Source organism: Marinoscillum sp. 108 (assembly GCF_902506655.1).
Lineage (GTDB): Bacteria > Bacteroidota > Bacteroidia > Cytophagales > Cyclobacteriaceae > Marinoscillum > Marinoscillum luteum.
The window spans coordinates 514,846-540,181 of the sequence record NZ_LR734817.1 but is presented as its reverse complement, the minus strand read 5'-3'; the positions used below and the strand labels follow the sequence as shown (position 1 = coordinate 540,181).

The window sequence follows — 25,336 nt, the reverse complement described above, 5'->3', positions numbered from 1 at the left end:
AGAAAAACAATCCCCTTGGACTGGGAAAGTTATCGATGCAACCTTTTAGGGATCAGTAGAAATTTCTTAGTGGCATCAGCGGATTTTAGGTCTTTCCAGTTGTCAATATTGAGCTCCAATGCATAGATGCCACAGGTGGGGAGATTGTCTACATAGTCCTCTGCAAAGTGATTGACCAGATCAGTGAACCCTGGATTATGTCCAACAATGGCCACTGAGTCCGCCTCCTTGATATTGGAAAGTACCTCCAGGAGGTGCTCACTGGTGGCATGAAAAAGTGATTCATCCAGTCGGATTTGCTCTTCGGGATAGCCCCAGTCATCAGCGATATACAGGGCCGTGTTGAGTGCCCGGCTGGCCGTGCTGCTAATCATCAGATCTGGGGTCAATTCATTTTCGCTCAAATGCTTGGCGATAATAAGCACATCCCGCCGGCCTCTTCTGCCCAGGGGGCGGTCATGATCAGGGAGATCAAAGCTCCATGACGATTTGGCATGTCGGATGATGTATAGGGTCTTCATTTTTTATGAGTTAATCGGGTAAGTAAAAATCAAACGAAACTTCATTCATGCATTTGAAATGTCCCTTTGGGCATTTGTCAAAGCCGAGTTTCGAGCAAGGTCGACAGTCCAATTTTTTATTTTCGAAAATAGTGAATTTTGTGCGATAGGGATACATGCCAAATTCCGGCACTGTACTGCCCCAGATACAAAAGATTTCCTTCTTATATGCCGCCGCTATGTGCATGAGCCCGGTATCGTGCGTAAATACCCAACGGGACTGGCGGATTAAAGATGCCGATTGATTCAGGTTAAATTTACCGCAGGCATTGAATACAATGGCCTTTTTGCCCAGTGCTTCAAGACCTTCTGTGAATTCATTCTCTTTTTCGCTTCTTTGGAAAAAACGCTCTACGCTTTCACCGGTTTCGGCGTCCTCTTTCCCGCCAAGCAGCACTATTGGCTTATTGATGCGGTCACAGAGTTCTATGATCCGATCTTTCGGTAGCTTTTTGGTGGCAAATTTCCCGCCTATGGCGAAAGCTACAAAGCCCCCCTGATAGGCCTCCGGGAGCCAGTTCAGTTCCACCTCGTCTTTATCCGCAATGAAGTAGTCCAGCCCCAGGTTATCCATTTTCACTCCCAGGGTGGCCACGGTATCCATGTACCGATCTACCAGATGCGTATTGGGCAGTTTGTTGATTTTCAGGTTGGTATAGAGCCACTTCTGCAGATTGAGCTTATTGAATGAAAAAGATTTCACACCCAATTGATTTTTGATGGCCAGCGTGCGCAGGTTGTGGTGCAGGTCTACAATGAAGTCGAATTTTTCTTTTTTCAATTGAGAAATGAAAGGTGAAAGCCCGCCTTCCAAAAGATGGATCTGATCCAGGTATGGGTTTTCCTCAAGTACGGGCAAATACTCCTTTTTGGTGGCGAAATGTAACTCCACCTCGTTTAGTTGGGTTTTGAGCGTACGTATGACGGGGGTAGTAAGCACGATATCTCCAATCGAAGAAAAGCGCAAAATCAAAATTTTCATAGGAGTAAGCCGATAGTACTGGCTGTAATAGTTTTAGTAAATTTAAAGGACATGAGGCCTTGAATTGTTTTAAACTCATGAACTAATTTTTTATTTACCATCTTAACGGAAAGACCAGCCGTATAACTATGGAGTGTTCAAAACAAATATGCTCATGTCAATGAAAGGCTCCTTTTTTGTCTGCTTCCTGTTGATGTCCTTTCTGGCGATGGCCCAGAAAAAGGCTCCCGATACAAGTTCGCGGATCGATCAGCCAAATCGGATAGAATTTGAAATGGATGATTATGGCATGGACTTCAACCTGATCAATGGGGAAGAAGCAGGCCTGCTGGTGGCCGTGGAGACCGAAAAAAGGACACCAGAGGGGTTTAATTGGACCTTTCATAGCCTGGATACGCTACTGGATATCGTCTGGACGCGTATCTATTCCATTCCTTTTGATAGCTACCTGGCCGGTACGGAGTATCACAATGGTAAATACTACCTTCTGTTCAATGTATCCAGATACAGGAGTCAGGAGTTTTTGCTTGTGGAGATTGATGCCCTCACTGCCACGCATCGGCGAATTGAGATCAACACCGTTTTCCCGATCCAGCTGACTTTTTTCGAAGTGATCGATCATAACATAGTTTTTGCCGGCTACACGAACCTTCGGCCTGTTTTGCTCACCTTTGATTTGGAGGAGCAAAAACCCCGTGTAGTTCCTGGTTTTTATGACAACAACAGTGATATTTTGGACATCATCATTGATGACGAGGCGTTGATGTTTACGGTGATTCAGCAAGATCGGATGCCCAATAGAAAATACACCATAAGGGCCAAAACCTTCACAGCGGCAGGAGATCTCATCCAGACCAATGTGATTACTCCAGGAGATAAGAAGAATCTGATCGATGGGGCCAGCACCATCTTTTATGGTGGGTTTCAATACATGGCTGGTACGTATTCCAAGAAAGCTTCGCAATACAGTCGTGGACTGTATCTCTCCAAGTTTGTCAACGGTCGTCAGCAGTTTGTTAAGTATCATGAGTATGCCGATTTGGATAATTTTTTTGGATACATGAATGAGCGCCGACAGCAGCGCATCAGAGAAAGAATAGAGCGGAAGCGTTCTAAAGGGAAGAATACCCAGTTTAGTTACCGTTTGTTGGTGCATGATATAATCCAGCGGGGAGATGAATACCTGATGATTGCTGAAGCCTATTATCCCCGGTATTCCAACTATTCTTCCAATGTGGGTAGATATGGATGGAATAGTCCTGCCAGGTTTAATCCAAGTTTCATGGGCTACCAGTATACCCACGCGGTGGTGGTGTCATTTGATCGAAATGGAAATATTATTTGGGACAATAGCTTTGAAATCAATGATATAGAGACTTTTTCCCTGGAGGAATTCGTGGCGGTAAGTAACTATGAGGATAAGACAGTATTGATGTATCTGGAAGAAAATACCATTCGCTCAAAAATCATTCAAGGCAATGAGATTTATGAGGGGAAGACCTTTAACCCTGTTCGTCTGGCCTATGTGGATGACGAAGTGAAAACCAAAAACCCGGAAGTGGAAGGCCTAAAAGTATGGTATGATCGTGCCATGTATGCCTTTGGTGAGCAGCGCATCCGCAACGAGAATGGCACTGGGGGCAAAATTAGCAGACGGGTTTTTTATATTAATAAAATCCAGTACCACCTGGATGATAAGTCTAATTAAGGTCTAACCTGTTATTTCTATTTTATTATCTGACGGATTATTTGGGTTAAGGGAGATGATCTTATATTTGCAGGAAGCCTGATCATGCAAAAAAGACTCCTGTTCAACAGTAAGCTCCTTCAGATCACAATCAGCCGGTTGTGTCAGCATCTCATCGAGAACCATGGTGATTTTTCTGATTCTGTGATTTTGGGCATGCAGCCTCGAGGAATCTATCTTGCCGAGCGCATTCGCAAGCGCCTGGAAGAAATGCTCAACACCAAAATCCAGCTTGGCTACCTCGATACCACGTTTCATAGAGATGATTTCAGGAGGCGGGAGAACCCCAAGACCCCCAATCAAACCAAGGTGCCTTTCATTATTGAAGATAAGAAGGTAATACTGATAGATGACGTGCTTTTCACTGGCAGATCGGTACGGGCAGCCCTGGACGCTATGACCATGTTTGGCAGGCCGGCAAAGGTGGAGCTACTGGTGCTCATAGATAGAATGTATACCCGGCACATACCCGTAGAAGCTAACTACGTGGGGCGCAGGGTGAATACCATGACTTCTCAGCGGGTGCTTGTAGAGCTGGAGGAGCAGGGCAAAAAAGACAACATCTGGTTAATCAACGAAACTGAATGAGCCAATTAAAGACAAAGCATCTCCTGGGTATCAAGAACCTCGATCGTGATGAAATCGAATTGATTTTTGAAACTGCTGATAATTTTAAAGATGTTTTGAACCGGCCGATCAAAAAAGTGCCCTCTCTGAGGGACGTCACTGTGGCCAATGTTTTTTTTGAGAATTCTACCCGTACCCGTCTTTCCTTTGAATTGGCAGAAAAACGCCTCTCAGCTGATGTAATTAACTTTTCCTCTTCCTCTTCTTCTGTGAAAAAGGGCGAGACACTACTGGATACGGTCAATAACATTCTGGCCATGAAAGTGGACATGGTGGTCATGCGCCATAGCAGCCCTGGGGCACCTCATTTCTTGGCCCGCCACATTAAGGCCAACATCATCAATGCGGGAGATGGTACCCATGAGCATCCTACTCAGGCATTACTCGATACTTTTTCCATCCGAGAAAAGACCGGTGGAGTGGAGGGTAAGAAAGTGGTGATCGTTGGAGATATTCTTCACTCACGTGTGGCCCTGTCCAATATCTTTGCCTTGCAGAAACTGGGAGCTGAAGTGATGGTCTGCGGACCTGCCACGCTGTTGCCAAAGCATATCGCCTCCCTGGGGGTGAAAGTGGAGCTGGATATCCGAAAGGCGCTGGAGTGGTGCGACATTGCCAATGTACTCCGCATCCAGCTGGAGCGCCAGAAAATGCGCTACTTTCCCTCACTACGGGAGTATTCACTTTACTATGGCATCAACAAAGAGCTGCTCGATTCTCTGAATAAAGAAATTGTCATCATGCATCCGGGCCCTATCAATCGTGGCGTGGAGATTACCAGTGATGTGGCAGATTCGGAGCATTCCATCATACTGGATCAGGTGGAAAACGGGGTAGCCATCAGAATGGCCGTGCTTTATCTGCTGGCTGGGAAAGTGGATTAAAAAGGCTCCTCCGGTCTAAAGGGATTCTATAAACTTAACAGCCTGATCTTCCGAGGTGAAAATTTTGGTAGGAACCGTGGGTTTATTTACCATGAGATAGAAGTCTGTCATGATTTTCAGACCCGGTGAAGCCACAATCAGCGCCACTACTTTCACTTTTTCAGACCCTTCATTAGCCAGATAATCCCTTGCCGCCTTATTGGCACCCTTGAGCCCCCGAATGTCGCATACTACGGGGTAGGTTTCTTCTCCCTGGAGTTTGAGTCGATCAGCGACTATGCGTTTGGCACCATCCAGGTCAATCTCTATATCAGGCTTGTAGGTAAAGAACATCACTCCATCCCTGATGTGAAACTGAGCAAAATCATTTTCTATGGATGAAAAGTTCATTTCTGAAAACCTCTGATTAAATGGATAGTTAATCAAAGATAGTCATCTGTATAAAACAATCATAGATAGGTGCAACGGAGTGATTCGTCGATAAGTTCTTCCAATCGAATTTTCGGCGCGCTAAGAAGAGTATTTTTGATAAGTATGGCAAAAATCCGACACAATAATTATATCGATACAGTTGTTGAAATTTCGCGAAATGCATCGGAGAAGGGTGTGGTGGATTTGTACACTGAGGATGATCACTTTACCGGTCGTCACATTAAAGTCAACGGGAAGGACCTTTGTCACTTTGGCACTACAGGATACCTGGGGCTTGAGCAGGACATCAGGATAAAGAAAGCCGCAGTAGACGCGATCATGCGATATGGTACGCAGTTTCCTCTTTCCAAAACCTTTATCTCACATTCGGCCTATAGTGAACTCGAGGATAAGCTGGAAAAAATGTACGGCTATCCTGTGGTGGTCACCAAAAATAGCACCCTGGGACACCTGGGTACTATCCCCACAGTGGTGCGGGATGAAGATGCGATTATTCTGGATCAGCAAGTGCACTGGAGTGTACAGAATAGCTGTCAGATAGCCAGGACTCGCGGTATTCCGGTAGAAATGATCAAGCACAATAACATGGAAATGCTGGAGGCGAAGATCAAAGACCTCAGCTCCGTGGCGGATAAGATATGGTATTTTGCTGACGGAGTGTATTCTATGTATGGCGATGAAGCGCCCATAGGGAGATTAAAGGAACTATCTGCCAAGTACCCTCAGCTATGCCTCTACTATGACGATGTGCACGGTATGAGCTGGGTGGGTAAGAATGGCACTGGCTATGTGATTAGTCAATACGGGGAATTACCTCAAAATGTCATTGTTTTTACCACATTGAGCAAAACCTTTGGAGCCAGTGGTGCTACCATGGTCACGGCCAATAAAGATTTTTATACAAGGGTGAAGCGCTTTGGAGGGCCGCTTACATTTTCTGCTCAGCTGGAACCCAGCTCGGTGGCTGCAGCCATTGCATCGGCAGATATCCACCTGTCAGATGAGATCTATGACATGCAGAAGGAGCTGGCCGATAAGGTAGCTTATTGTAATGCGTGTCTTGCGAAAACCGACCTGCCTTTGATTGAAGAAAATAACTGCCCTGTATTTTATATTGGAACAGGCGCACCAGCGGTAGGTTACAATTTTGTGAAAAAGCTCATGGATGCGGGCTTTTATGTGAATATGGGGGTTTTCCCTGCAGTCGCGGTGAAGCGCACTGGAGTGAGGTTCACGGTGTCCAGGCATAACCAAAAGGAAGATATCAAGGCCCTGGTAGAGGCCATGGATAGGTTGTATCCTGTGGCTCTGGCAGAGGAAACCACCACCAAAAATCAAGTCAGGAAAACATTTGGGTTGCCTCTGTTGGACAAAGGGCAATCAGCACCAATCAAAATGCCAGCATCCTTTCGGGTATCCGTATATATGAACACCGATGAGTTGCCAGCCAAGGAATGGGATGATATTTTCAAAGGGAGAAACGTCTTTGATTTTGCAGGGCTGCAATTTCTGGAGCAGGCCTTTGGTGCTTCGCAGGCACCAGAACATCAGTGGGATTTCAGGTTTGTGCTGATCAGAGACAAGGCTGATAAGATTGTGCTGGCCACCTTTTTGACCAAAACACTTTGGAAGGATGACATGTTGGCACCGGCTTCCGTTTCTATGGCTTTGGAGAAAAAGAGGCTCAGTGACCCGCTGTACCACTCTAGTCAGGTGCTGGCCATGGGGTCATTGTTTACAGAGGGGGATCATTTGTATCTGGATCAGGAGCACCCGGACAAAGACGCCATTCTGAATTTATTTTTCCAGACGCTCACCAAAATTGATGAGGAGCTTCAGCCGGATGTGATTGCCTTACGGGATTTCACTCTTTCCGATGATTTTCTTAAAGCACATTGCGATGGTCAGGGCTATGTAAAGGCTGCTTTGCCTGATTCTTGTGTGATGGAGGACTTGTCATGGTCCACGCAAGATGATTATCTACAGCGTTTATCGTCCAAATCCAGAAAGCATTTCCGTCAGGATATAGAGAAGTTCACAGATCGGGTTCAGGTGGAAGTGACCAATGACTTAGATGAGGGAGAACTTAGCAAAGCCTATTCGCTTTACCGTAATGTCTGGGACAAGAATTTCGATATGAACACATTTGCTTATCCTCAATCTGTCTTTGAGGTGATGAATGCGGATTCAAATTGGGAATTCATCAAAATGTACCCTGCTGGGGGAGAGAAAAGCCCTGAGCGACTCATAGGTGTGATGTTTTCTTACAAGAACCTGAATTTGACCTATGTGCCTTCACTCATCGGGTTGGATTACGATTATTCGGATGAGTTTTCGGTGTACCGCCAGATGTTGTTTCAGACTGTATTGAGGGCGAGAGCACTTGATTTTAAACGAATTGATTTTGGTTTTTCTGCGTCTTTTGAGAAACGGAAGGTAGGGGCCGAATCTATACAGAAGATCGCCTACATACAGGCGAAGGATAACTTTGCTATGGAAATGATGGAGGTGGTCCAGAATGAAACGATTAGTTCCTAATCCGGACTTTCGTTGATTACAGAGGTGATTTTGTTGAAAATGCCATCCACGGTAAATGGTTTCCCAATATGTCCGTTCATTCCATTTTCGAAGCAGGTTTTGATTTCTTCGGGGTAAACATTGGCCGATAGAGCAATGATGGGTGCCTGATATCCAGCTTTCCGAAGCGCAGTGGAGGCTTCAAATCCATCCATCACGGGCATCTGTATATCCATCAGAATGACATCAAACTTTTGCTCCAGGGCCAGATCGTGGGCTTGTTTTCCATCACGGGCCAAAGACACATTGGCATTTAGCTTTTCCAGTACTTTCTGCGCCAATAGGATATTGATTTCATTGTCATCCACAAGGAGCACCCTGAAACCCCTGGGAAAGGCCGGTGTTTCTTTGGTGGCAGCAGGATCATGCTCGGAACGCCCGGTGGAGGTAGGTACTTTCAGGGGTAGCTCCACAAAGAAGGAGGTACCATTGTCCTGATTTTTGGATATCGGAGGACATTCGAATTTGATGGTGCCACCCATGAGGGCCACCAGGTGTTTGGTAATGGCCAGTCCAAGTCCGGCACCTCCAAATTTTCGAGTGGTGGAGGTATCTGCCTGCGTGAAACTATCAAAAATAGATGCTCGCATCTGCTCGGGAATCCCAACTCCAGTATCTGTGACCTCAAGTAATAGATCCAGGTGGTGATTATCCTTCCTACTTCCTGATACTCTGATGAATACACTGCCTTCCTGGGTAAATTTGAGTGCGTTGCCTATCAGGTTAGTCAGGATCTGGGTCAGCCGTGAGGGATCTCCAATGACTATTTCAGGTAGGTCTGGCTCAAAGTCCAGAATAAAGTCCAGGCCTTTTTCTCTGGCCAGATAGCTATAGGTTTGAAAACTGGGTTGGATGGAGCTTTTAAGGTTGAAAGGCACATGCTCAATGTTCAGTTTGCCATTTTCCACCTTGCTCAGATCCAAAATGTCGTTCAGTAGTTTGGCGAGGGATTGCCCGGAGGTTTTGATCATATCCAGGTACTCTGTCTGGTTAGTATCAAGCGAAGTGCCGCCGAGTAACTCCAGAAAACCGAGCATTCCGTTCAACGGAGTTCGAATTTCGTGACTCATATTGGCCAGGAAGTGCGATTTGGCCTTGTTTGCCGCCTCAGCTTTTTCCTTGGCCTTTTTGAGTTCCCGCTCAGTTTCCTTTATATGTGTGATGTCTTTGGCTATGACGATGGTGCCAAGGTGATTCTTTTGGTTGTCAAACAGGGAAGAAAAGGAAGCCGAAGTTTCCAGGAGCGATTTATCCTTTCGGAGCAGCCTGAGTTCAGCGTTATGATATGCCCCGTTGGAGGCGAGGTGCTGCTGTATGTCCTGAAGAAAGGAGAAATCTTCTGTAGAAAGGAGTGTTTTGAAATCACGGCCTATCAGGTCCTGGGGTGAGTAGCCCAGGTGGTCAACGACCGCATCATTGACCCTATCAATGGTTTGATCCGGGGTGATAATGATCAGGATATCCACCACACCCTTATAGATGCTCTCCATAAAGTCTCTGGAGACTGTGCTGGCTTTCAGTTCTTCACCCAGCATATTGATCCCCCCGATGAGGCCTTCCAGTTCACCCTCTACGTCACGTTGTTTGAGTTTGTAGTCGAAATTGCCCGCAGCTACCTCATAGATGAGCTTGCTGATGTCATCAACTCTTTTTCTTACATACTCATCATTGGTGTTGTCCTTCGCTGGCATAGGTCATGGGGTCATCCAGTGACTCATTTTGCTCTAATATAAGGCATTCACAATTTTAAAAAGCTTTTTTCCTACTGAGAGTAGTTCTGGCTCGATGAATAGGCAAAATGCCCTGCTCAATAACATTTAGTCTACCTCAAATTTTGCTCGAAAAATTTCCTGTATGAATCCCTGATTACCTCCCAGTGTAGTTGAAAGGAGTGATTTGCATCAGTTCCGCTTTGATCTCATCAGACACTTCCAGTTGCGTAATAAAAGCATGTAAGGTGTCTTTGGTGATCTTGTCGCCGGTTCTGGTCAGTGCTTTGAGTGCTTCATAGGGGTTAGGAAAAGCTTCTCGTCTCAAAATGGTTTGAATGGCTTCAGCAGCCACAGCCCAGTTGTCATCCAGATCTTTATGGATGGCCTCCTTATTAACCTCCAGTTTACCTAAGCCTTTCTTTAAAGAAGACAGCGCTAGCAGGGTGTGGGCTACCGGCACACCAATGTTTCTAAGTACAGTGGAGTCAGTGAGGTCTCGCTGCAGTCTGGAGACAGGCAGTTTGGAGCTGAGGTGCTCAAACATTGCATTGGCAATGCCCAGGTTACCCTCCGCATTCTCAAAGTCGATAGGGTTGACCTTGTGAGGCATCGCGGAAGAACCTACTTCGTTGGGATTGATGCGCTGTTTGAAGTAGTTCATGGCCACATACTGCCATACATCTTTGCTAAAGTCGAGCAGGATGGTATTCACCCGTTTGATGGCATCAAAAAGAGCTGCAAAATAGTCATAGTGCTCTATCTGGGTGGTTGGGTAGCTGCGCTTTAGCCCCAGTTTCTGACCTACGAAATCATTTCCGAAGGTATGCCAGTCGTTATCCGGGTAGGCCACATAGTGCGCATTGAAGTTACCAGTGGCTCCCCCAAACTTGGCGGCATATGGCACCTGCTCAAGCCCAGACAGCTGCTCGTTTAGTCTGCTCACAAATACCGCTATCTCTTTGCCCAACCGGGTAGGAGAGGCTGGCTGACCATGCGTCTTGGCCAGCATGGGAATGTCTTTCCATTCTTGCGCCACTTTGTCTATTAGCGCGATGGTTTCCTTCAGGTAAGGGATAAAAACGTCTTTGAGTGCCTCCTTGGTAGAAAGTGGAATGGAGGTGTTGTTGATGTCCTGAGAGGTAAGGCCAAAGTGAATAAACTCTTTGAATGACCCCAGCCCAAGCAGGTCAAATTTCTCTTTGATGAAGTACTCCACTGCTTTCACATCGTGGTTGGTCACCTTTTCTATGTCTTTTATCTTGAGGGCATCGGCTTCTGAAAAATTTTCATAGATCGCCTTCAGATCTGCAAACTTTCCGTGATCTACTTTGGTTAACTGCGGGAGAGGAATCTCACAAAGAGAGATAAAATACAGAATCTCCACTTTCACCCGATAATAGATCAGGGCATATTCCGAAAAATAGGGAGCCAGGGAAGCTACCTTGTTTCGGTACCTTCCATCAATGGGGGATATAGCAGTCAGATCGTTCAGCTCCATGGTCATGATTTTTTTGAAGGTGCAAAAATAGGTCATTCATATAAACTTGTGGAGGAAACCTGTAGGATTTACCTTTGCGGGACTTTAAAAAAGGGACTCAAATATGGCGTTTGGATTATTCAAGAAGAAGAAAAAAGAAGTAGCAGCAGATACGCGTTTTCAGACGCTCAAAATAAAAGAAGTAATAGAAGTGGCTAAAGAGGCTGTAAACGTGGTTTTTGAAAAACCAGAAGCCGGTTTTCAGTACAAGCCAGGTCAGTTTATTACCATCATTAAAGAAGTAGGGGGTAAAAAAATCAGAAGAGCTTATTCGCTTTGCACCACCCCATTCGAAGATGAATACCCTGCCGTCACCGTAAAAAGAGTCCCGGGTGGGTTGATGTCTAATCACATCAATGATCACTTCAAAGCCGGCGATCCTGTGGAGATCATGGAGCCCATGGGGATGTTCACGACCGAATACAGCGCCTCTACTTCCCGAAAGGTTGTTTTTCTTGGAGGAGGAAGTGGGATCACTCCGCTCTATTCTTTGATGAGATCTGTACTTATCAAAGAACCCTCCAGTAGTGTGGCTCTCATCTATGGCAACAGGAGTGAAGAATATGTGGTTTTCAAGGATCAGCTCAATGCATTGAAAGCGCAGTATGGCCATCGTTTTGAGTTGGTGCATATCCTGGAAGAAGATGCCAATGGATTCGCTCAATATACGGGAAGACCCACCGCATCTATGATTGGTGAAATCACCAAGGGATTGGGGACAAACGATAATACTGAGTTTTTTATCTGTGGTCCTGCCCCCATGATGGAGATTGCCAATGAAGGATTGCTCGAAATCGGGATCAGGGAAGAGAAGATTCGAAAAGAAAGCTTTGAGGCGGGCAAGACTTCTCCTGCAGACATTATTGCACCAGAGGCACCTGCGGGTTCCAGCGAAGTGACGATCCTGCTGGATGGCGAGGAGCATGTGGTGAACGTAAATAAAGGAGAGGCCATATTGGATGCTGCCCTCGATCAGAATATCGATATGCCATATTCTTGCCAGAGTGGCCTCTGTACCGCATGCAGGGCGATGTGTCTGGAAGGTAAAATAGATCAGGAAAATGCAGAAGGTCTATCTGAGAGCGAAACAGCAGAGGGATATGTGCTGCTTTGTATCGGTAAGCCAATGAGCGATACCGTGAAAGTGGAAGTAGGTTGATCTTCATAATTTCATCACCTGACTTTTTTGTCAAACCATAGCTGACTGAGTAACTTCAGTACGAAATAGTAATTTTCATGAAAAGTCTCTCATCCTTTCTAATTGTCCTGGCTGTGCTGATAGGGTGCAGTCCAAAATCTACTGATGTAAAAGAACAAACGGATTCAGGACCGTTTCTTCATGGGGTGGCTTCCGGTGACCCCTTGTATGATCGTGTGATTATCTGGACTCGGGTGACCCCTGAATCTCCTGCGGACAGTGTGGTGGTCTCTTGGGAAGTATCTGAAGATCAATGGTTTAAGTCATCGCTGATTTCAGGTCAGGTAGTGACTGATGCAGGTAGAGACTTCACCGTCAAGGTAGATGTGGCCAACCTTCAATCAGGGACTCCATACTATTACAGATTTAAATCAGCGGGAAGCTTTTCGCCCATTGGCCGCACCAAAACAGCCGCACAAAATGCCGATTCACTGAGGTTTGCTGTGGTCAGTTGCTCCAACTATGAGTGGGGTTATTTTACGGCCTACCAGAAGATCGCTGAGAAGGAACTGCTGGATGCAGTGGTGCACCTTGGGGATTATATTTATGAATATGCCCCTGGAGGGTATGGAGATACTACTATTGGCAGAAAGCACGAGCCGCCGCATGAACTGCTTACCCTCAGTGACTACCGTACCCGGTATGCGCAGTATCGGTCAGACCCGGACTTGCAGGCCATGCATGCGAGCCATCCCTTCATTGCCATATGGGATGACCATGAAATCGCGAATGATGTGTACACCTCTGGAGCTCAAAACCACCAGGAGCATGAAGGGAGTTTTGAAGAAAGAAAAAGAGCCGCAGTACAAACGTACTATGAGTGGATGCCGATCAGAGAGGCTGATAAACTTTACCGGTCTTTTGAGTTTGGTGAGCTGGCCGAGCTCATCATGCTGGATGAACGCCTGGAGGGCCGTACGGCACCTGTTGCAAGTATCTCTGACGAGAATTTTAACTCTCCGGACCGCAGCATGCTGGGGGCGGATCAGCTATCGTGGCTGAAAAGCACCATTGAGGGTAGTGAGGCCAGGTGGAAGGTAATAGGCAATCAGGTGATCTTTTCTGACATCAACCAGACAATGGTGTTTCCGGATAACCCCAAAAACCTGGATAGCTGGGATGGCTATCCGGCGGAAAAGAAAGAGGTGGCCAGGTTTATCAAAGACTTTGACAACATCCTGTGGGTGACTGGGGATACCCATGCCAGCTGGGTGATGGAAACCATAGTAGCAGATGTATCGCTGGCTCCACTAGGCGTCGAATTCGGTACACCCAGTATTAGTTCGGCCAATTATGATGAGTATTCAGGATTGGATACCGCCAGGATGTACGAGAATCTCTTTCAGAATTTTAATCCTCATATTAAATATGCCAACCTGACAGAGCACGGATATTTCCTTTTGACCTTGCAAAAGGAGCGCGCCACAGCCAGGTATTACTTCGTAGAAAACATTCGAGTGCCGAATGCCGCGGAAGGTAGGCCGAAGGAGTTTTGGGTGAATGATGGGGCTCCGGTGATCAAGCAGTATAATGTATACGGTTTTTAAGAAGGGTCTTCTTTTTTGAGTCGGCCAGCGTCTTTGAGGGCTTTGTGAATCATCCATTCCAGCTGCCCATTAGTGCTGCGAAACTCATCAGCAGCCCATTTTTCAATGGCCTTGAAAGTCTCTTCATCTATTCTTAATACAAAGGGTTTCTTCTTGGCCATATCCTACTCACTTCCCCAATTTTGCTTTAGTCTATCCACTACTTCCTGCATTTGATCAGGCTTTTGTGTGCCCAAAAGTAACTGCTTTCCGTTTGCCAATTCAAGCTGTAGCCCCCATTTTCCACTTACAGTAAGGGCTCGCCCGCTGCGAAATCTAAATCGGTAGCCCCAACCACCATATTCGGCGATAGGATGATACTTTCTTACCACCACCTTGCGGACATCCCACTTTTGTAGTGATCGGAATGATCTGATGAATGGAAAAAAGGAGTACCGGATGCTTCCTTCGTCTATTTCCACCGTCAATTTCATGAATTGGAACAACCACATCAATCCTATCATCAGTACGCTGGTCGATACGCCAATGATGAGCAACCCCGTATCACTGGCCGGGTGAGCGCCAAATGGCTCTCCCAGGTAAAGCTGAATATAAAAAGCATACAATATGCCACCGACCATGATTAGGGTGCAAATAAGCAGTACCCACCATGACCAGGTGTATTTAAAATATTGCTCCTCCCGAAAGGTAACCTTGCCTCTCATGCCACTAGTGGTGTAAGGTGCCGGAGTTTACCACGGGAGTAATGTCCTTGTCTGCGCAGAGTACCACCATTAGGTTGCTGACCATAGCGGCCTTTCGTTCATCGTCCAGGTCTACGATCTCTTTTTTACCGATTTCCGCAATGGCCATTTCTACCATGCTCACGGCGCCTTCCACTATTTTATGCCTGGCTGCTACGATGGCGGTGGCTTGCTGCCTTCTGAGCATGGCCCCGGCGATTTCTTCAGCATAGGCCAGGTAACCAATACGGGCTTCCAGTATTTCTATCCCTGCTATCGAAAGCCGCTCCTCAATCTCTTTCTCCAGGTGTTCATTCACACTGTCCAGACCAGAACGCAGCGTGATTTCTGCTTGCTCATCATCAAAATTGTCGTAAGGGTAACTTCCAGCCAGCTTTCTCACTGCAGCATCGGTCTGTACTCGTACAAAATTCTCGTAATCATCCACCTCAAAAGCCGCAGCAAACGTATCTCGCACCCTCCATACCAGAATGACCGAGATCATAATCGGGTTACCGATGTTGTCGTTTACTTTCACTCGTTCGCTATCAAAATTCCTGGCTCGCAGTGAAATTTTTTTTCTGGTATAAAAGGGATTGACCCAGAAAAAGCCGTTTTCCTTGACCGTACCGACATATTTCCCAAAGAGCACTAAGACTCTGGATCCATTGGGGTTGACAAAGAAAAATCCGGGAATAAAAGCAATGCCAAGTACTACCCCAAAAACAAAGTGAGGAATGCGGAGTCCAATCAATAATAGGATGGACGAGAACAGCACGATCAGGCAAAGGGCCAGAATGGTGTATCCAGAGATGGGGGAGTAAAGTTTTTCTTGTGAGTCCATGGTTTTTAGTTTGGTGAATTTAATATGATATCATATTGATATCATTATAAATACGAGAAGAATGAAGAAAGGTTCTATGAATCTTTGTTTTTAACTTTGGAAAATAACTTATTGGATAAGGATGTCTGAACCCTACAATAACTGGGAGCGATTTTATCATCGTTTCAATTTGATCTTTCATGGAATCATTGCGGGGTCTCTACTCCCGTTTGCCTTTGTCTTTCTCGAAACCCAAAAGGAGTTTCCGGATGCTCCATTGATAGAAGGCATGGAGAGCATGGTCATAAAGATGCTTTTGGTCGTACTGGCCGGTGTGTTGATTTTTTTGGCTCAGAGCTATAGGAAGACGGTAATCAGTGAGGTGCAGGCGCTCAGTGATATCAAGGAGAAGCTCGATCTGTATCTCTCGAAGAAGTTGATTCAGTATGGTATACTGGCGGGTGCGGCCGTGGCTGGACTACTAGGGTTATACCTGACCAAGGATCAATTGTTTTCCTTTGTTTTTGTAGTGGTTCTGTTCGTTTTTTCTTTGGTCAGACCCACTTTTGATCGAGTGTCTGCGGAAATTGGGGTAGGATCGAAGGACCTCCAGGAGTGGGGACGTGGCTCTGTTGAAAGTGACGATAAAAGCTGAGCGATGAAATATTGGAGCCTTATTCTTATCATATTATTCCAATGCCAATCCAGACCTCAGAAATCCGTCCCCATCGAAAGAACTCAAAGCTCCCCTGATTATCGTCTCCATCCGGATCAGTGCCTGGTCTTTGCTCATGCACTTTCGTCGGAGGGTAACTCATCTGTTTTAGTGATTGAGGAGATTTTGGGGCGGGGCTTTGGCTTTAAAGAAAATCTAAATGCCGGCGATACCATTTCGGCCGAAGGAGAAACTCAGCCAGGTGTTGACACTTTGGTTTTAGATTTTAGACCCCAGATGGGTGGTGGGAAATACCTTATTGGACCAGGAAATTCTGGTAATTGAGGTTTGTGTAAATTTAAAGCTTATTACCGCGGTACTGGTTTTATTAAGAACCTATTGGGGGTTTTTGAGAAGGTGCCCGTTACACTTTATGAATTCAAAACAGTCTGATGGTATTTCAGACAATCACCAAAACATAACCCTAACATGCTGTCTAAGAGAATTTTATACCTGGCCTTATGCACCCTGATAAGCGGTGCTGTTTCAGCACAAAATCGGTCAATCGGGAAACTCATCAAAAAGCCCGTTTTTCATGGCCAGGAGGATAATCCGAATGATCGGATGGCGTTTGAAGTACTAAGAACCCAAGATCCCGTTACCGGAGAGATTCCTTCGCAGATCTACGAGAAACAACTCACTTACTACAATGAAACCCTTAAGCCCCAGGGAAGGCGTTTCATGGCTGATAATCTGATTAGCTGGTCTAGCAGAGGACCATTCAACGTGGGCGGGAGAACCCGGGCACTGGCCATAGATGTGAGTGACGAAGAGGTGATTTTGGCCGGAGGAGTGTCTGGTGGAGTCTGGAGGTCTGCGGATGGGGGAGCTACCTGGTCCAAGACCACTGGAAGTAACGAGCTACAAAGTGTGACCGGAATCGCTCAGGATACCCGCTCCGGGCAGACCGATACCTGGTATTACATCACCGGGGAGTATGCTGGCAACTCCGCTGGAGCCACCGGAGCTTCTTACAGAGGAGATGGAGTGTATAAGTCAACTGATGGCGGGCTCACATGGACCTTGTTGTCATCTACCTCTACGGAGATGCCACAGACTTTTGATCAGTATTTCGATTACAATCACGAGGTGGTGGTGAGTCCTGACAATGGCAACGTAATTGTAGCCAACTATGGAGGAATTCACGTTTCTGCCAATGGAGGGACAAATTGGACTCGGACGCTGAACTCCACAGGTTGGTCCGATGTAGTGATAGGGACTGGTGGAAATGTCTATGCCCACAATACTTCGGGAGTTTATAAATCCACCGATAATGGTGCTAATTGGACAGACATCTCAGATTCTGGTTTCCCCTCTTTTGGTAGAGGAGAGTTGGCAATGGCTGCTTCCAATGAGGACATTGTTTATTTGCTGGCGGAGGCTTCGGCTAACACCTCCGGGCATGCACTTTGGGTATACGACGATGATACGGGTTTGTGGGCAGACAGAAGCGCATCGATTCCCCAGGAGGGCGGACAAACAGGAGACTTCTCATCACAAGGGGGGTATGATTTATTGATTAAAGTGAAACCCGATGATCCTAATTTTGTCATTATTGGGGGCACCAACCTTTACCGTTCGTCCGATGGCTTTGCTACGACTACTAATACTGACTGGATAGGAGGGTATACCCCCGCTAATAATAGCTACGCTCTATACACCGATCATCATCCGGATCAGCATTCTTTTGTTTTTTATCCCTCTGATCCTGATCAGGTGATCTCCGGAAATGACGGAGGCCTTCAGTACACCGCAGATGTACAGTCTACTGATAATGCTACCTACCCCATTACCTGGACTCCCCTTAACAATGGTTATCTTACCACGCAGGTTTATGCGGTTTCAGTGGGTCCGCAAGATCAGATTTTGGCTGGTCTGCAGGACAATGGCACCTGGCTAACTCTGAGTACAGATTCTGAAGTAGACTGGACGTCACCTTTTAGTGGAGATGGGGCGTATAGTGCTTTTGCAAGTGATGGGGCTACGCGGTATATGTCTTCACAAAACGCAAATATCTATAGGATCGGACATACGGATGCCGATGATCCAACTCCTAACTCATACACACTATTTACTCCGAATTCTTATTCCACAAGCCTTTTCATCACCCCATTTTATCTCGATCCCAATGACGATGACATTTTTTACCTGGGAGGAACCAACGCCCTATGGGTAAATACCTCAGCAAGTACGGGTACAGCCTCTACTGGGTGGAAGACCATCTCATTATCAGGAATAAGCGGTGTGGTATCAGAATTTGGTGTGGTGGGTTCCGGCACCACCTATCTGGGTACATCAGGAGGTCAGATCTACAAAGTAGAGGACGTGACTGCTGCCACCCCTGTGGTAAGCAATATTAGCCCTTCGGGTCTGTCGGGGTATGTGTCAGGAATAGGCGTCAATGAAGAAAATGCTGACGAATTGTTGGCAGTGGTGTCCAATTACTCTGTCAAGAGTATCTATCATACAACAGATGGTGGAGCCAACTGGACCCATGTCAGTGGTAACCTGGAGGAAAATACAGATGGATCAGGGAGCGGTCCTTCTGTGAGAACCGCCAGAATACTGGGCGATGGCAGGCTCTATCTGGTGGGCACCAGTGTGGGGATGTTTACCACCCAGGATCTGGATGGAGATGACACATCCTGGGAGCAGGAGGATATTGATCAATTGGGTGCTGTGGTGGTAGATCACATTGTGGTTCGAAATTCAGACAATCTGGTGGTAGCTGGTACGCATGGCAATGGTGTATATTCAGCTTATATGCCGGCAGCTCCTATTGACCTGGCCATTTCATCTATCGATGGGCCTGCTGGTGGTGTGCTGGGAACGGAATCTGTAGTGGTAACTGTGAGCAACAATGGTACGGCCACCCAAAGTACCTATGAGGTATCTTATTCCATCAATGATGTCCTGCAGCAGACCGAAACCGTGAATTCATCATTGATTTCCGGGGCCACTTACCAGCACACTTTTACTGCAACTTATGATTTTTCCGCCCCTGGTACTTACAGTATTTCAGCAAGTGTATCTGTAGCTGATGATGAGATTTCTTCTAACAATACCCTCACTGCATCCGTGGAGAGCGTCACTACGATCAGTGATTACCCATATACCGAAGGCTTTGAGGATGGGACACATCAGTGGACACTCAGTGGCGTCTGGGAACAGGGCACTCCCGCTCAGACCAATATCTCTTCAGCTTCATCCGGATCGGGAGTGATCATGACGGATTTGGATGCTAACTACGGCACTGACCTGTATGATGTTGCCGAGTCACCTGTTTTTGATTTGAGTGCCATGGATGGTGCCGAGTTGAGCTTTGACATATTCTACCAAACAGAAGCGGACTATGATGGGGTAATCCTGGCTTATCGCACGGATCTTTCGGAGGATTATACCATTATCGAATCGGGCACTGCCAACTGGTACAACGGTGTTTTTGATGCACTGGGTGTCAGTGGGTGGAATGGGTCTTCCGGTGGATACCTCACGGCTGCCACAGACCTCAGCTTTCTGGCCGGTGAGCCCATCGTTCAATTGGCTTTTTACCTGATTTCGGATTATACAGTGGGTGATGAGGGGGTGGCTATTGATGAGTTTGTGATTACCCCAATCTATGATCTGGGGAGCATAGAACTCACCGCTGAAGCTATTGATGAGAATAACGAAAACGGTGAGGAAATAGGGACTTTCTCGCTGAGCGAAGGATATGAAGCCAGCTATACTTTGGTGGCTGGTAGCGGAGATACAGATAATGATGCTTTTTCCATTACCGATGGGGTGCTTTATGCGTCTGAAGTTTTTGATTTCGAAACGCAATCAACATATGAAATTAGGGTGGAAGCTGAGACCGCCTCTTTTGGGAGCGTTACCGGAGAATTTTCCATTACCATCAATGATCTCAATGAGGCCCCTGGCACATTGTCTTTGTCCTCGGCCACAGTTTCAGAAAACGAGGTTGTAGGTACTGAGGTCGGAACTTTCTCTGCGACTGATCAGGATGCATCCGAATCTTTCACATTTGCTTTGGTGGTGGGAGACGGAGATGATGACAATAGCAGTTTTTCTATTGATGATGACGCACTGAAGACTGGGGAAGTTTTTGATTTTGAAACCCAGTCATCCTACAGCATACGGGTGAAAGTAACAGACGCTGGAGGAGAAATCCTGGAAGAGGTTTTTAACATCAGCATTACAGACGAAGAGGAGGCTCCAACAGTACTTAACCTGTCTAATTCAGAGCTTCCGGAAAATGAGGAATCGGAAACCCTGATTGGTACTTTTTCAGCTGAGGACGAAGATCTTGAAGAAACCTTCACTTATGCATTGGTTGAAGGAGAGGGCAGTACCGATAACACTGATTTTAGCATTGAAGGTGAGAGCCTACTGAGTGCCGAGCCATTTGATTATGAAACCAAAAAGACTTACAGTATCCGTGTCCGTGTCACGGATAGTGGAGAGGAGTCGTATGAGGAGGTATTTGAGGTTTCGGTAACGAATGTAGGAGAAGTACCCACAGGTCTTTCTTTGACTGGAAGTGAAATAGCTGAAAATGAATCGACCGGGACGCTGGTTGGTAGCCTCTCCACAGAGGATGAGGATGAAGATGAATCTTTTGATTACGAGTTGGTATCAGGAGAAGGGAGTACCGATAATACCAGTTTTGCGCTGGATGGAGGGAATCTACTCTCAGCAGCCATTTTTGATTATGAATCCAAAACTCAATATTCCATTAGGGTGAGAGTAACAGATAATTATGATCTCAGTTTAGAGGAGGCTTTGACTATTGAGGTGACTAATGTAAACGAACTCCCGACGGATATTTTACTTAGCAATAGTGACATCATGGAGCGTAGTGATGTGGGGTCGGTAGTGGGCACCCTGTCTGCCGTGGATGAAGATCTCGCAGATACCTATACCTATGCTTTAGTAGCCGGAGATGGTGCTGATGACAATACCAGTTTCTCCATTAATGGGGCCGACCTGGTCAGTGCCGAGGAGTTTGATTTTGAAACGAAGAGCAGCTACAGCGTGAGGGTGCAAGTGACTGATGGTGGTGGGGAAGTACTGCAGAAGTCATTTGACATAGATATTCTTGACATAGAAGAAAATGTGACGGGGATTCTCATTTCGGATAATCAAATCAACGAAAATGTTTCCTCTGGATCCACTATTGGGAATTTTTCAGTGGAAGGTACAGGTATTTCCGAACCATACATTTACACGCTGGTGTCGGGTGTGGGTGACGATGATAACGATCTTTTTTCCATAGAGGAGTCTACACTTAAGAGTGCGGCTGTATTTGATTATGAAGAAAAATCTACTTTGAAGATGCGGGTGCAAGTGCAGGTGTCTGATGGCGGTGTTTTTATGGCGCCACTGGAGATAGAGGTGTTGGATGTGAATGATGTCCCTACCGGAGTATTTCTTTCTGACAATGAAATTTCTGAGAATGAGGAGGCAGGTACTTTCATCGGGGCACTGTCCGGGGAGGATCAGGATTCTGGAGAAAGCTTTACTTTTTCGATGGTGTCCGGCGATGGGGCGGATGATAATGCTCGCTTTCTTTTAGAGGAATCCAGCCTTTATTCCTTGGAGGAATTCAATTTTGAAACAGCCAGTGAATTTAGCATCAGGGTGGAAGTGGTCGACAGTGAAAATGCCTCGTTTCAGCAGGTGTTAAGTATTCAGGTGTTGGATGCGAATGATCTCCCCACGGCCATTTCATTAAGCAGTGTAACGATCTCAGAAAATATGTCATCAGGAACTGCTCTTGCTACTTTGGCTGCTACTGATGAAGATGACGAGGAGTCTTTTACCTTTTCTCTGGTCAGTGGTGATGGTGATACTGATAATTCAGACTTTTTGGTGGACGGCTCCAATCTGTTAAGTGCCGGAGTGTTTGATTATGAGACCCAAATGTCTCACAGTATCCGGCTAAGGGTTACTGATAGTGATCTGGCAAGCTTCGAACAATCCTTTATCATCACCACCGAAGATGCCAATGACCCTCCCACGGCTATTGTTTTGAGTGCTTCGGAGCTCTCCGAAAATGCGGCATCTGGATCTGAAATAGGCGTACTGGAAACCACGGATGAAGATGTGGACGACACCCACACCTACGACCTGGTAGCCGGGGATGGAGATGATGATAACACGCGGTTTGCAATAGTTGGAGATAAGTTAGTGTCAGATGAGGTTTTTGATTTTGAAACCCAGAGCAGCTACACACTTCGAGTGAAGACCACTGATGGGGGAGGACAAACGCTGGAGCAGTCTTTTACCATCGAAATTTTGAATGTCAATGAGGCACCCACGGATATTGCTTTGAGCAGCAATGTGATTGTGGAAAATGAGCTGGCAGGGACAGTGATTGGTGATTTTGATGCAGAGGATGTGGATGCGTCAGAGACTTTTACTTTTTTACTTGTCTCGGGAGATGGAGATGAAGATAATTCCAGTTTTAGTATCGATGGATCGCAGCTGCAAAGTGCCGTAGTTTTTGATTTTGAGGAGCAATCGACCTATAGCATTCGTGTGAGGGTAATGGATATCGGAGGGGAGTATTATGAAGAGCCATTCACAATAGAGATCTCCAACATCAATGATGCCCCATCAGCCATTATGCTCAGTCAGGATGTGATAGCTGAGAATGAGGCCGTAGGTAAGGAAATAGGTCAATTCTCCACCATGGATAATGATGCATCTGAAGTCTTTACCTATCAGCTGGTGGCTGGCAACGGAGGAGATGATAATGCTTCATTTTCTATCCTGGGTGATGCTTTGCTGTCGGCACAGGTATTTGATTTCGAAGAGCAATCTGAGTTCCATATTTTAGTGAACTCCACAGATGCAGAAGGGGCTATCTATCAGCAGGCGTTTACCATTGGGGTGACGGATGTCAATGAAGCGCCCTACGGTTTGGAATTAAGCGCATCCAGTGTGGAGGAAAATGCACCCGTGGGCACCAAGGTAGGGGACTTCCTGCCGGTGGATGAAGACCTGTCAGAAAGTTTTTCTTTCAGTTTTGTAGAAGGTGAAGGTGATGAGAACAATGCTGATTTTACTCTGGATGGCAGTGCTTTGGTCACGTCAGGACCTTTCGATTTCGAAACCCAGTCAAGCTACTCCATCCTTGTGGCGGTAACCGATGGCGCTGGTCAATCATTTCAAAGTGCATTTTCTATTCAAGTATTGGATGTCAATGAAGCGCCTGAAGCCCTTTCGCTGACCACTTCCACGGTCAATGAAAATCAGGAGAAGGGAACACTTGTAGGTACTCTGTTGGTATCTGATCAGGATGAAGGAGAGGTGTTCACCTTTGCAATGGTGAGTGGGTCTGGAGATGAAGACAATGCTAGCTTTCTGGTGGAGGATGCTACGCTGGTCACCAATGAAGTTTTTGATTTTGAGGTGAAGTCTACTTACTCAGTGCGCTTATTAGTGGAGGATGAAGGCGGTGCAAAGTTTGAGCAGATACTTCCCATAGAAATTCTGGATGCAAATGATGCTCCAACAGATCTCACTTTGAGCAATGATGTGATCCCATCCAATCAGATAGATGGTTATGAAGTTGGCGTGCTTGATGCTGAAGATCAGGATAACGATGAACTCACCTTTGAGCTGGCCACGGGTTCTGGTGATGATCACAACCTCAATTTCACCATTGTGGGAACCAAGCTCCAGACCAGCGGATTGACCATCAACGACCCGGAAGAGATCTTCCACATTCTGGTGGAGGCGTCTGACGCCCGCGGTGGATTTGCCGTTGCACCATTTGACCTTACTGTAGAGGAGATTCTTGGGTTGGTACACCTTGCAGGTAAAGGCATCTCTATTTTCCCAAATCCGGTACAGGAGTGGATGGGTGTGAAAATGGATAATAGTAGCAGGGGCAAGGTAGCTCTGGCCATTTATGATTTGGAGGGGCGGAGGGTCCACCAAAGTTCTTGGGAGAAGCAGGCAGACATTCTGAAAGACCGGCTGGACTTGTCGGGATTGGCCAGAGGGGCTTACGTGATGAAGTTTCAGTTGGAAGACGAAGAAGTCATTGGCAAGCTTTTGAAGAAGTGAGTATCGCTCGAAACAAAAAAAATGCTCCCAATTGGGAGCATTTTTTATTTCTGGCCTTGTGGACTAGACAAAACTGGAAACTTATAACGTGATACCGAAGGTGATGGCATTCATGCCCTGGCTACCAGCCGGCCCCCGACCGGATGCAAACACTTCGTTGAGATCATACATGGCAAAGAGATCAAGTCCCTTGTAGCCCACTTGTGCTCTGATGCCATATCGGAAATTGGTGAGGTAGTAGTTACCTGAGTTCTTGTCTTTTTCTCTCTTGTTGTTTTCAGTATAGACATATTTGGTACTGCCACCTAGTCGGTAGCCGGCGTAACCTCCGGCTCCAAATCGAATGCCCTGCTTCTTGTAAGTACGGAAGCTGATGCTGCCTCTTTCCAGGTTTTTGACTTTCCTTCTGCCTTTAGCAAAGTCCAGCATCGGTACCATGGTTACATTCAGATAGGGTGCTGAAAGTTTACTTTTGATACTGCTGTAGCTGGCTGGCGGGGCATTAAATTCGATGCGGGTATCCCCTTTTTCTATCAGCGTAGCGGCTTCCTGCATCTTCCAGTTGTACCAACTCACGCCCATGCCCCAGTCCAGGAAGAGCGGGCCTGTAACCCAGGTTCGGTTGACACTGTTCAGCCCAAAGTACCAGCTTCCCCAAGGTTTTACGGCATATGGAGCATTGTTTTCGTCTGGGAAGGAGTTGCCTTCCATCCAGTTGTTCAGACCAAAGTCGATATTGAAATAATGTCTGGTGCGGTCAATGGATTCTTCTTCGTAGTGATATTTTCGTACAGGGAGGTCATCATCCCATTCGTCATCCAGGTCCTCCCACTCATCAGCATCTACCAAGAGCTCCATGTTACCAATTTTGATTTTCGTTTTGGCGCTGCTGCCTTCTCCGAAGATGATCGTGGTGTCCTTGAGGTATTTTTTGCCATTGTCATCCTGCAGTTCTATTTTCTCTATTTTGCTGGACCTCAGTGCTGAATTCAGGTCTTTGATCATCTTGTTGAGGTCGTATTGCTCCAGGTCTTTGAGCGCCACACGATCTTCGGTGTAGACAAGAATCTTGCTTTTGTTGTTGAGCTCTATGACTACAGTATCTCCTGTAGAAGCCCTTCCTCTTTCCGGATGCATGAGCAGCAGGAGTGCCGTCATTGCCAGTATTGCCTTTTTCATCGTTTCTTTTATTTTGAG

At 46.4% G+C, this 25,336-nt stretch carries 18 protein-coding genes; 9 read left to right on the top strand and 9 right to left on the bottom strand.

Features of this window, described 5'->3' with window-relative positions; genetic code table 11:
- Nucleotides 1-29: 29 nt before the first annotated feature.
- Together GV030_RS19805 and GV030_RS19800 are read right to left on the bottom strand one after the other, a co-directional pair.
- Nucleotides 30-521 carry a histidine phosphatase family protein gene (locus tag GV030_RS19805; RefSeq protein ID WP_159585088.1) on the bottom strand — a complete coding sequence of 164 codons (492 nt, stop codon included), beginning with the start codon at nt 519-521 and terminating at the stop codon, nt 30-32.
- A 10-nt stretch (nt 522-531) separates the two neighbouring features.
- Entirely contained in the window at nt 532-1,542 is a 1,011-nt protein-coding gene (locus tag GV030_RS19800; RefSeq protein ID WP_159585087.1) for a glycosyltransferase family 9 protein, read from the bottom strand.
- A gap of 154 nt (nt 1,543-1,696) precedes the next feature.
- Between GV030_RS19800 and GV030_RS19795 the strand changes: the two genes are divergently transcribed.
- From GV030_RS19795 to GV030_RS19785, 3 genes are all read left to right on the top strand, one after another.
- The gene (locus GV030_RS19795) at nt 1,697-3,250 is read left to right on the top strand and encodes a hypothetical protein (protein ID WP_159585086.1); all 1,554 of its coding nucleotides are present in this window, start codon (nt 1,697-1,699) and stop codon (nt 3,248-3,250) included.
- An 84-nt stretch (nt 3,251-3,334) separates the two neighbouring features.
- Nucleotides 3,335-3,877, top strand: a complete 543-nt coding sequence (gene pyrR, locus GV030_RS19790) for a bifunctional pyr operon transcriptional regulator/uracil phosphoribosyltransferase PyrR (protein WP_185155838.1) — start codon at nt 3,335-3,337, stop codon at nt 3,875-3,877.
- Nucleotides 3,874-4,800 (top strand): aspartate carbamoyltransferase catalytic subunit, encoded by a 927-nt coding sequence (locus GV030_RS19785; RefSeq protein WP_159585085.1) that lies wholly within the window; start codon nt 3,874-3,876, stop codon nt 4,798-4,800. Before pyrR ends, GV030_RS19785 begins: the two co-directional genes overlap by 4 nt.
- 15 nt (nt 4,801-4,815) lie before the next feature.
- Here the strand turns inward: GV030_RS19785 and GV030_RS19780 are convergent, their stop codons facing one another.
- Nucleotides 4,816-5,190, bottom strand: coding sequence for a hypothetical protein (locus GV030_RS19780; RefSeq protein WP_159585084.1), 375 nt, complete (start codon nt 5,188-5,190; stop codon nt 4,816-4,818).
- 144 nt (nt 5,191-5,334) lie between these two features.
- Here GV030_RS19780 and GV030_RS19775 point away from each other — a divergent pair, with 144 nt between their 5' ends.
- Nucleotides 5,335-7,770: a bifunctional aminotransferase class I/II-fold pyridoxal phosphate-dependent enzyme/GNAT family N-acetyltransferase gene (locus GV030_RS19775; protein ID WP_159585083.1), complete on the top strand. Its 2,436-nt coding sequence runs from the start codon at nt 5,335-5,337 to the stop codon at nt 7,768-7,770.
- On the opposite strand, the gene GV030_RS19770 is transcribed toward GV030_RS19775, so the two are convergent.
- Nucleotides 7,767-9,500 (bottom strand): PAS domain-containing hybrid sensor histidine kinase/response regulator, encoded by a 1,734-nt coding sequence (locus tag GV030_RS19770; RefSeq protein ID WP_159585082.1) that lies wholly within the window; start codon nt 9,498-9,500, stop codon nt 7,767-7,769. The genes GV030_RS19775 and GV030_RS19770 overlap by 4 nt on opposite strands.
- A 175-nt stretch (nt 9,501-9,675) precedes the next feature.
- Nucleotides 9,676-11,019 (bottom strand): adenylosuccinate lyase, encoded by a 1,344-nt coding sequence (gene purB, locus GV030_RS19765; protein WP_185155842.1) that lies wholly within the window; start codon nt 11,017-11,019, stop codon nt 9,676-9,678.
- Between the two features lie 103 nt (nt 11,020-11,122).
- Here purB and GV030_RS19760 point away from each other — a divergent pair, with 103 nt between their 5' ends.
- Together GV030_RS19760 and GV030_RS19755 are read left to right on the top strand one after the other, a co-directional pair.
- Nucleotides 11,123-12,217: a ferredoxin--NADP reductase gene (locus GV030_RS19760; protein WP_159585081.1), complete on the top strand. Its 1,095-nt coding sequence runs from the start codon at nt 11,123-11,125 to the stop codon at nt 12,215-12,217.
- Nucleotides 12,218-12,294: 77 nt separating this feature from the next.
- The gene (locus GV030_RS19755; protein WP_159585080.1) at nt 12,295-13,803 is read left to right on the top strand and encodes an alkaline phosphatase; all 1,509 of its coding nucleotides are present in this window, start codon (nt 12,295-12,297) and stop codon (nt 13,801-13,803) included.
- Here GV030_RS19755 and GV030_RS19750 read toward each other — a convergent pair.
- From GV030_RS19750 to GV030_RS19740, 3 genes are read right to left on the bottom strand one after another with little or no spacing between them, the layout of a single operon-like run.
- The gene (locus GV030_RS19750) at nt 13,800-13,964 is read right to left on the bottom strand and encodes an Arc family DNA binding domain-containing protein (RefSeq protein ID WP_159585079.1); all 165 of its coding nucleotides are present in this window, start codon (nt 13,962-13,964) and stop codon (nt 13,800-13,802) included. The two genes, GV030_RS19755 and GV030_RS19750, sit on opposite strands and share 4 nt — an antisense overlap.
- Nucleotides 13,965-13,967: 3 nt before the next feature.
- Entirely contained in the window at nt 13,968-14,507 is a 540-nt protein-coding gene (locus GV030_RS19745) for a hypothetical protein (protein ID WP_159585078.1), read from the bottom strand.
- A gap of 4 nt (nt 14,508-14,511) precedes the next feature.
- On the bottom strand, nt 14,512-15,369 hold the full coding sequence (locus GV030_RS19740) for an SPFH domain-containing protein (RefSeq protein ID WP_159585077.1): 858 nt from the start codon (nt 15,367-15,369) through the stop codon (nt 14,512-14,514).
- A 121-nt stretch (nt 15,370-15,490) separates the two neighbouring features.
- On the opposite strand from GV030_RS19740, the gene GV030_RS19735 reads away from it, so the two are divergent.
- From GV030_RS19735 to GV030_RS19725, 3 genes are all read left to right on the top strand, one after another.
- Complete coding sequence (locus GV030_RS19735; RefSeq protein ID WP_159585076.1) at nt 15,491-16,003, top strand: hypothetical protein; 513 nt, start codon at nt 15,491-15,493, stop codon at nt 16,001-16,003.
- Nucleotides 16,004-16,006: 3 nt separating this feature from the next.
- Nucleotides 16,007-16,348, top strand: coding sequence for a hypothetical protein (locus GV030_RS19730; RefSeq protein WP_159585075.1), 342 nt, complete (start codon nt 16,007-16,009; stop codon nt 16,346-16,348).
- 144 nt (nt 16,349-16,492) lie between these two features.
- Nucleotides 16,493-24,139: a cadherin domain-containing protein gene (locus GV030_RS19725; protein WP_159585074.1), complete on the top strand. Its 7,647-nt coding sequence runs from the start codon at nt 16,493-16,495 to the stop codon at nt 24,137-24,139.
- Between the two features lie 81 nt (nt 24,140-24,220).
- Here the strand turns inward: GV030_RS19725 and GV030_RS19720 are convergent, their stop codons facing one another.
- Nucleotides 24,221-25,318: a hypothetical protein gene (locus GV030_RS19720; RefSeq protein WP_159585073.1), complete on the bottom strand. Its 1,098-nt coding sequence runs from the start codon at nt 25,316-25,318 to the stop codon at nt 24,221-24,223.
- Between the last annotated feature and the right edge of the window lie 18 nt (nt 25,319-25,336).

Excerpts from the sequence above, each read along its gene's own strand:
- GV030_RS19805 (WP_159585088.1), bottom strand. The coding sequence starts at position 521 with ATGAAGACCCTATACATCATCCGACATGCCAAATCGTCATGGAGCTTT.
- GV030_RS19800 (WP_159585087.1), bottom strand. The coding sequence starts at position 1,542 with ATGAAAATTTTGATTTTGCGCTTTTCTTCGATTGGAGATATCGTGCTT.
- GV030_RS19795 (WP_159585086.1), top strand. The coding sequence starts at position 1,697 with ATGTCAATGAAAGGCTCCTTTTTTGTCTGCTTCCTGTTGATGTCCTTT.
- pyrR (WP_185155838.1), top strand. The coding sequence starts at position 3,335 with ATGCAAAAAAGACTCCTGTTCAACAGTAAGCTCCTTCAGATCACAATC.
- GV030_RS19785 (WP_159585085.1), top strand. The coding sequence starts at position 3,874 with ATGAGCCAATTAAAGACAAAGCATCTCCTGGGTATCAAGAACCTCGAT.
- GV030_RS19780 (WP_159585084.1), bottom strand. The coding sequence starts at position 5,190 with ATGAACTTTTCATCCATAGAAAATGATTTTGCTCAGTTTCACATCAGG.
- GV030_RS19775 (WP_159585083.1), top strand. The coding sequence starts at position 5,335 with ATGGCAAAAATCCGACACAATAATTATATCGATACAGTTGTTGAAATT.
- GV030_RS19770 (WP_159585082.1), bottom strand. The coding sequence starts at position 9,500 with ATGCCAGCGAAGGACAACACCAATGATGAGTATGTAAGAAAAAGAGTT.
- purB (WP_185155842.1), bottom strand. The coding sequence starts at position 11,019 with ATGGAGCTGAACGATCTGACTGCTATATCCCCCATTGATGGAAGGTAC.
- GV030_RS19760 (WP_159585081.1), top strand. The coding sequence starts at position 11,123 with ATGGCGTTTGGATTATTCAAGAAGAAGAAAAAAGAAGTAGCAGCAGAT.
- GV030_RS19755 (WP_159585080.1), top strand. The coding sequence starts at position 12,295 with ATGAAAAGTCTCTCATCCTTTCTAATTGTCCTGGCTGTGCTGATAGGG.
- GV030_RS19750 (WP_159585079.1), bottom strand. The coding sequence starts at position 13,964 with ATGGCCAAGAAGAAACCCTTTGTATTAAGAATAGATGAAGAGACTTTC.
- GV030_RS19745 (WP_159585078.1), bottom strand. The coding sequence starts at position 14,507 with ATGAGAGGCAAGGTTACCTTTCGGGAGGAGCAATATTTTAAATACACC.
- GV030_RS19740 (WP_159585077.1), bottom strand. The coding sequence starts at position 15,369 with ATGGACTCACAAGAAAAACTTTACTCCCCCATCTCTGGATACACCATT.
- GV030_RS19735 (WP_159585076.1), top strand. The coding sequence starts at position 15,491 with ATGTCTGAACCCTACAATAACTGGGAGCGATTTTATCATCGTTTCAAT.
- GV030_RS19730 (WP_159585075.1), top strand. The coding sequence starts at position 16,007 with ATGAAATATTGGAGCCTTATTCTTATCATATTATTCCAATGCCAATCC.
- GV030_RS19725 (WP_159585074.1), top strand. The coding sequence starts at position 16,493 with ATGCTGTCTAAGAGAATTTTATACCTGGCCTTATGCACCCTGATAAGC.
- GV030_RS19720 (WP_159585073.1), bottom strand. The coding sequence starts at position 25,318 with ATGAAAAAGGCAATACTGGCAATGACGGCACTCCTGCTGCTCATGCAT.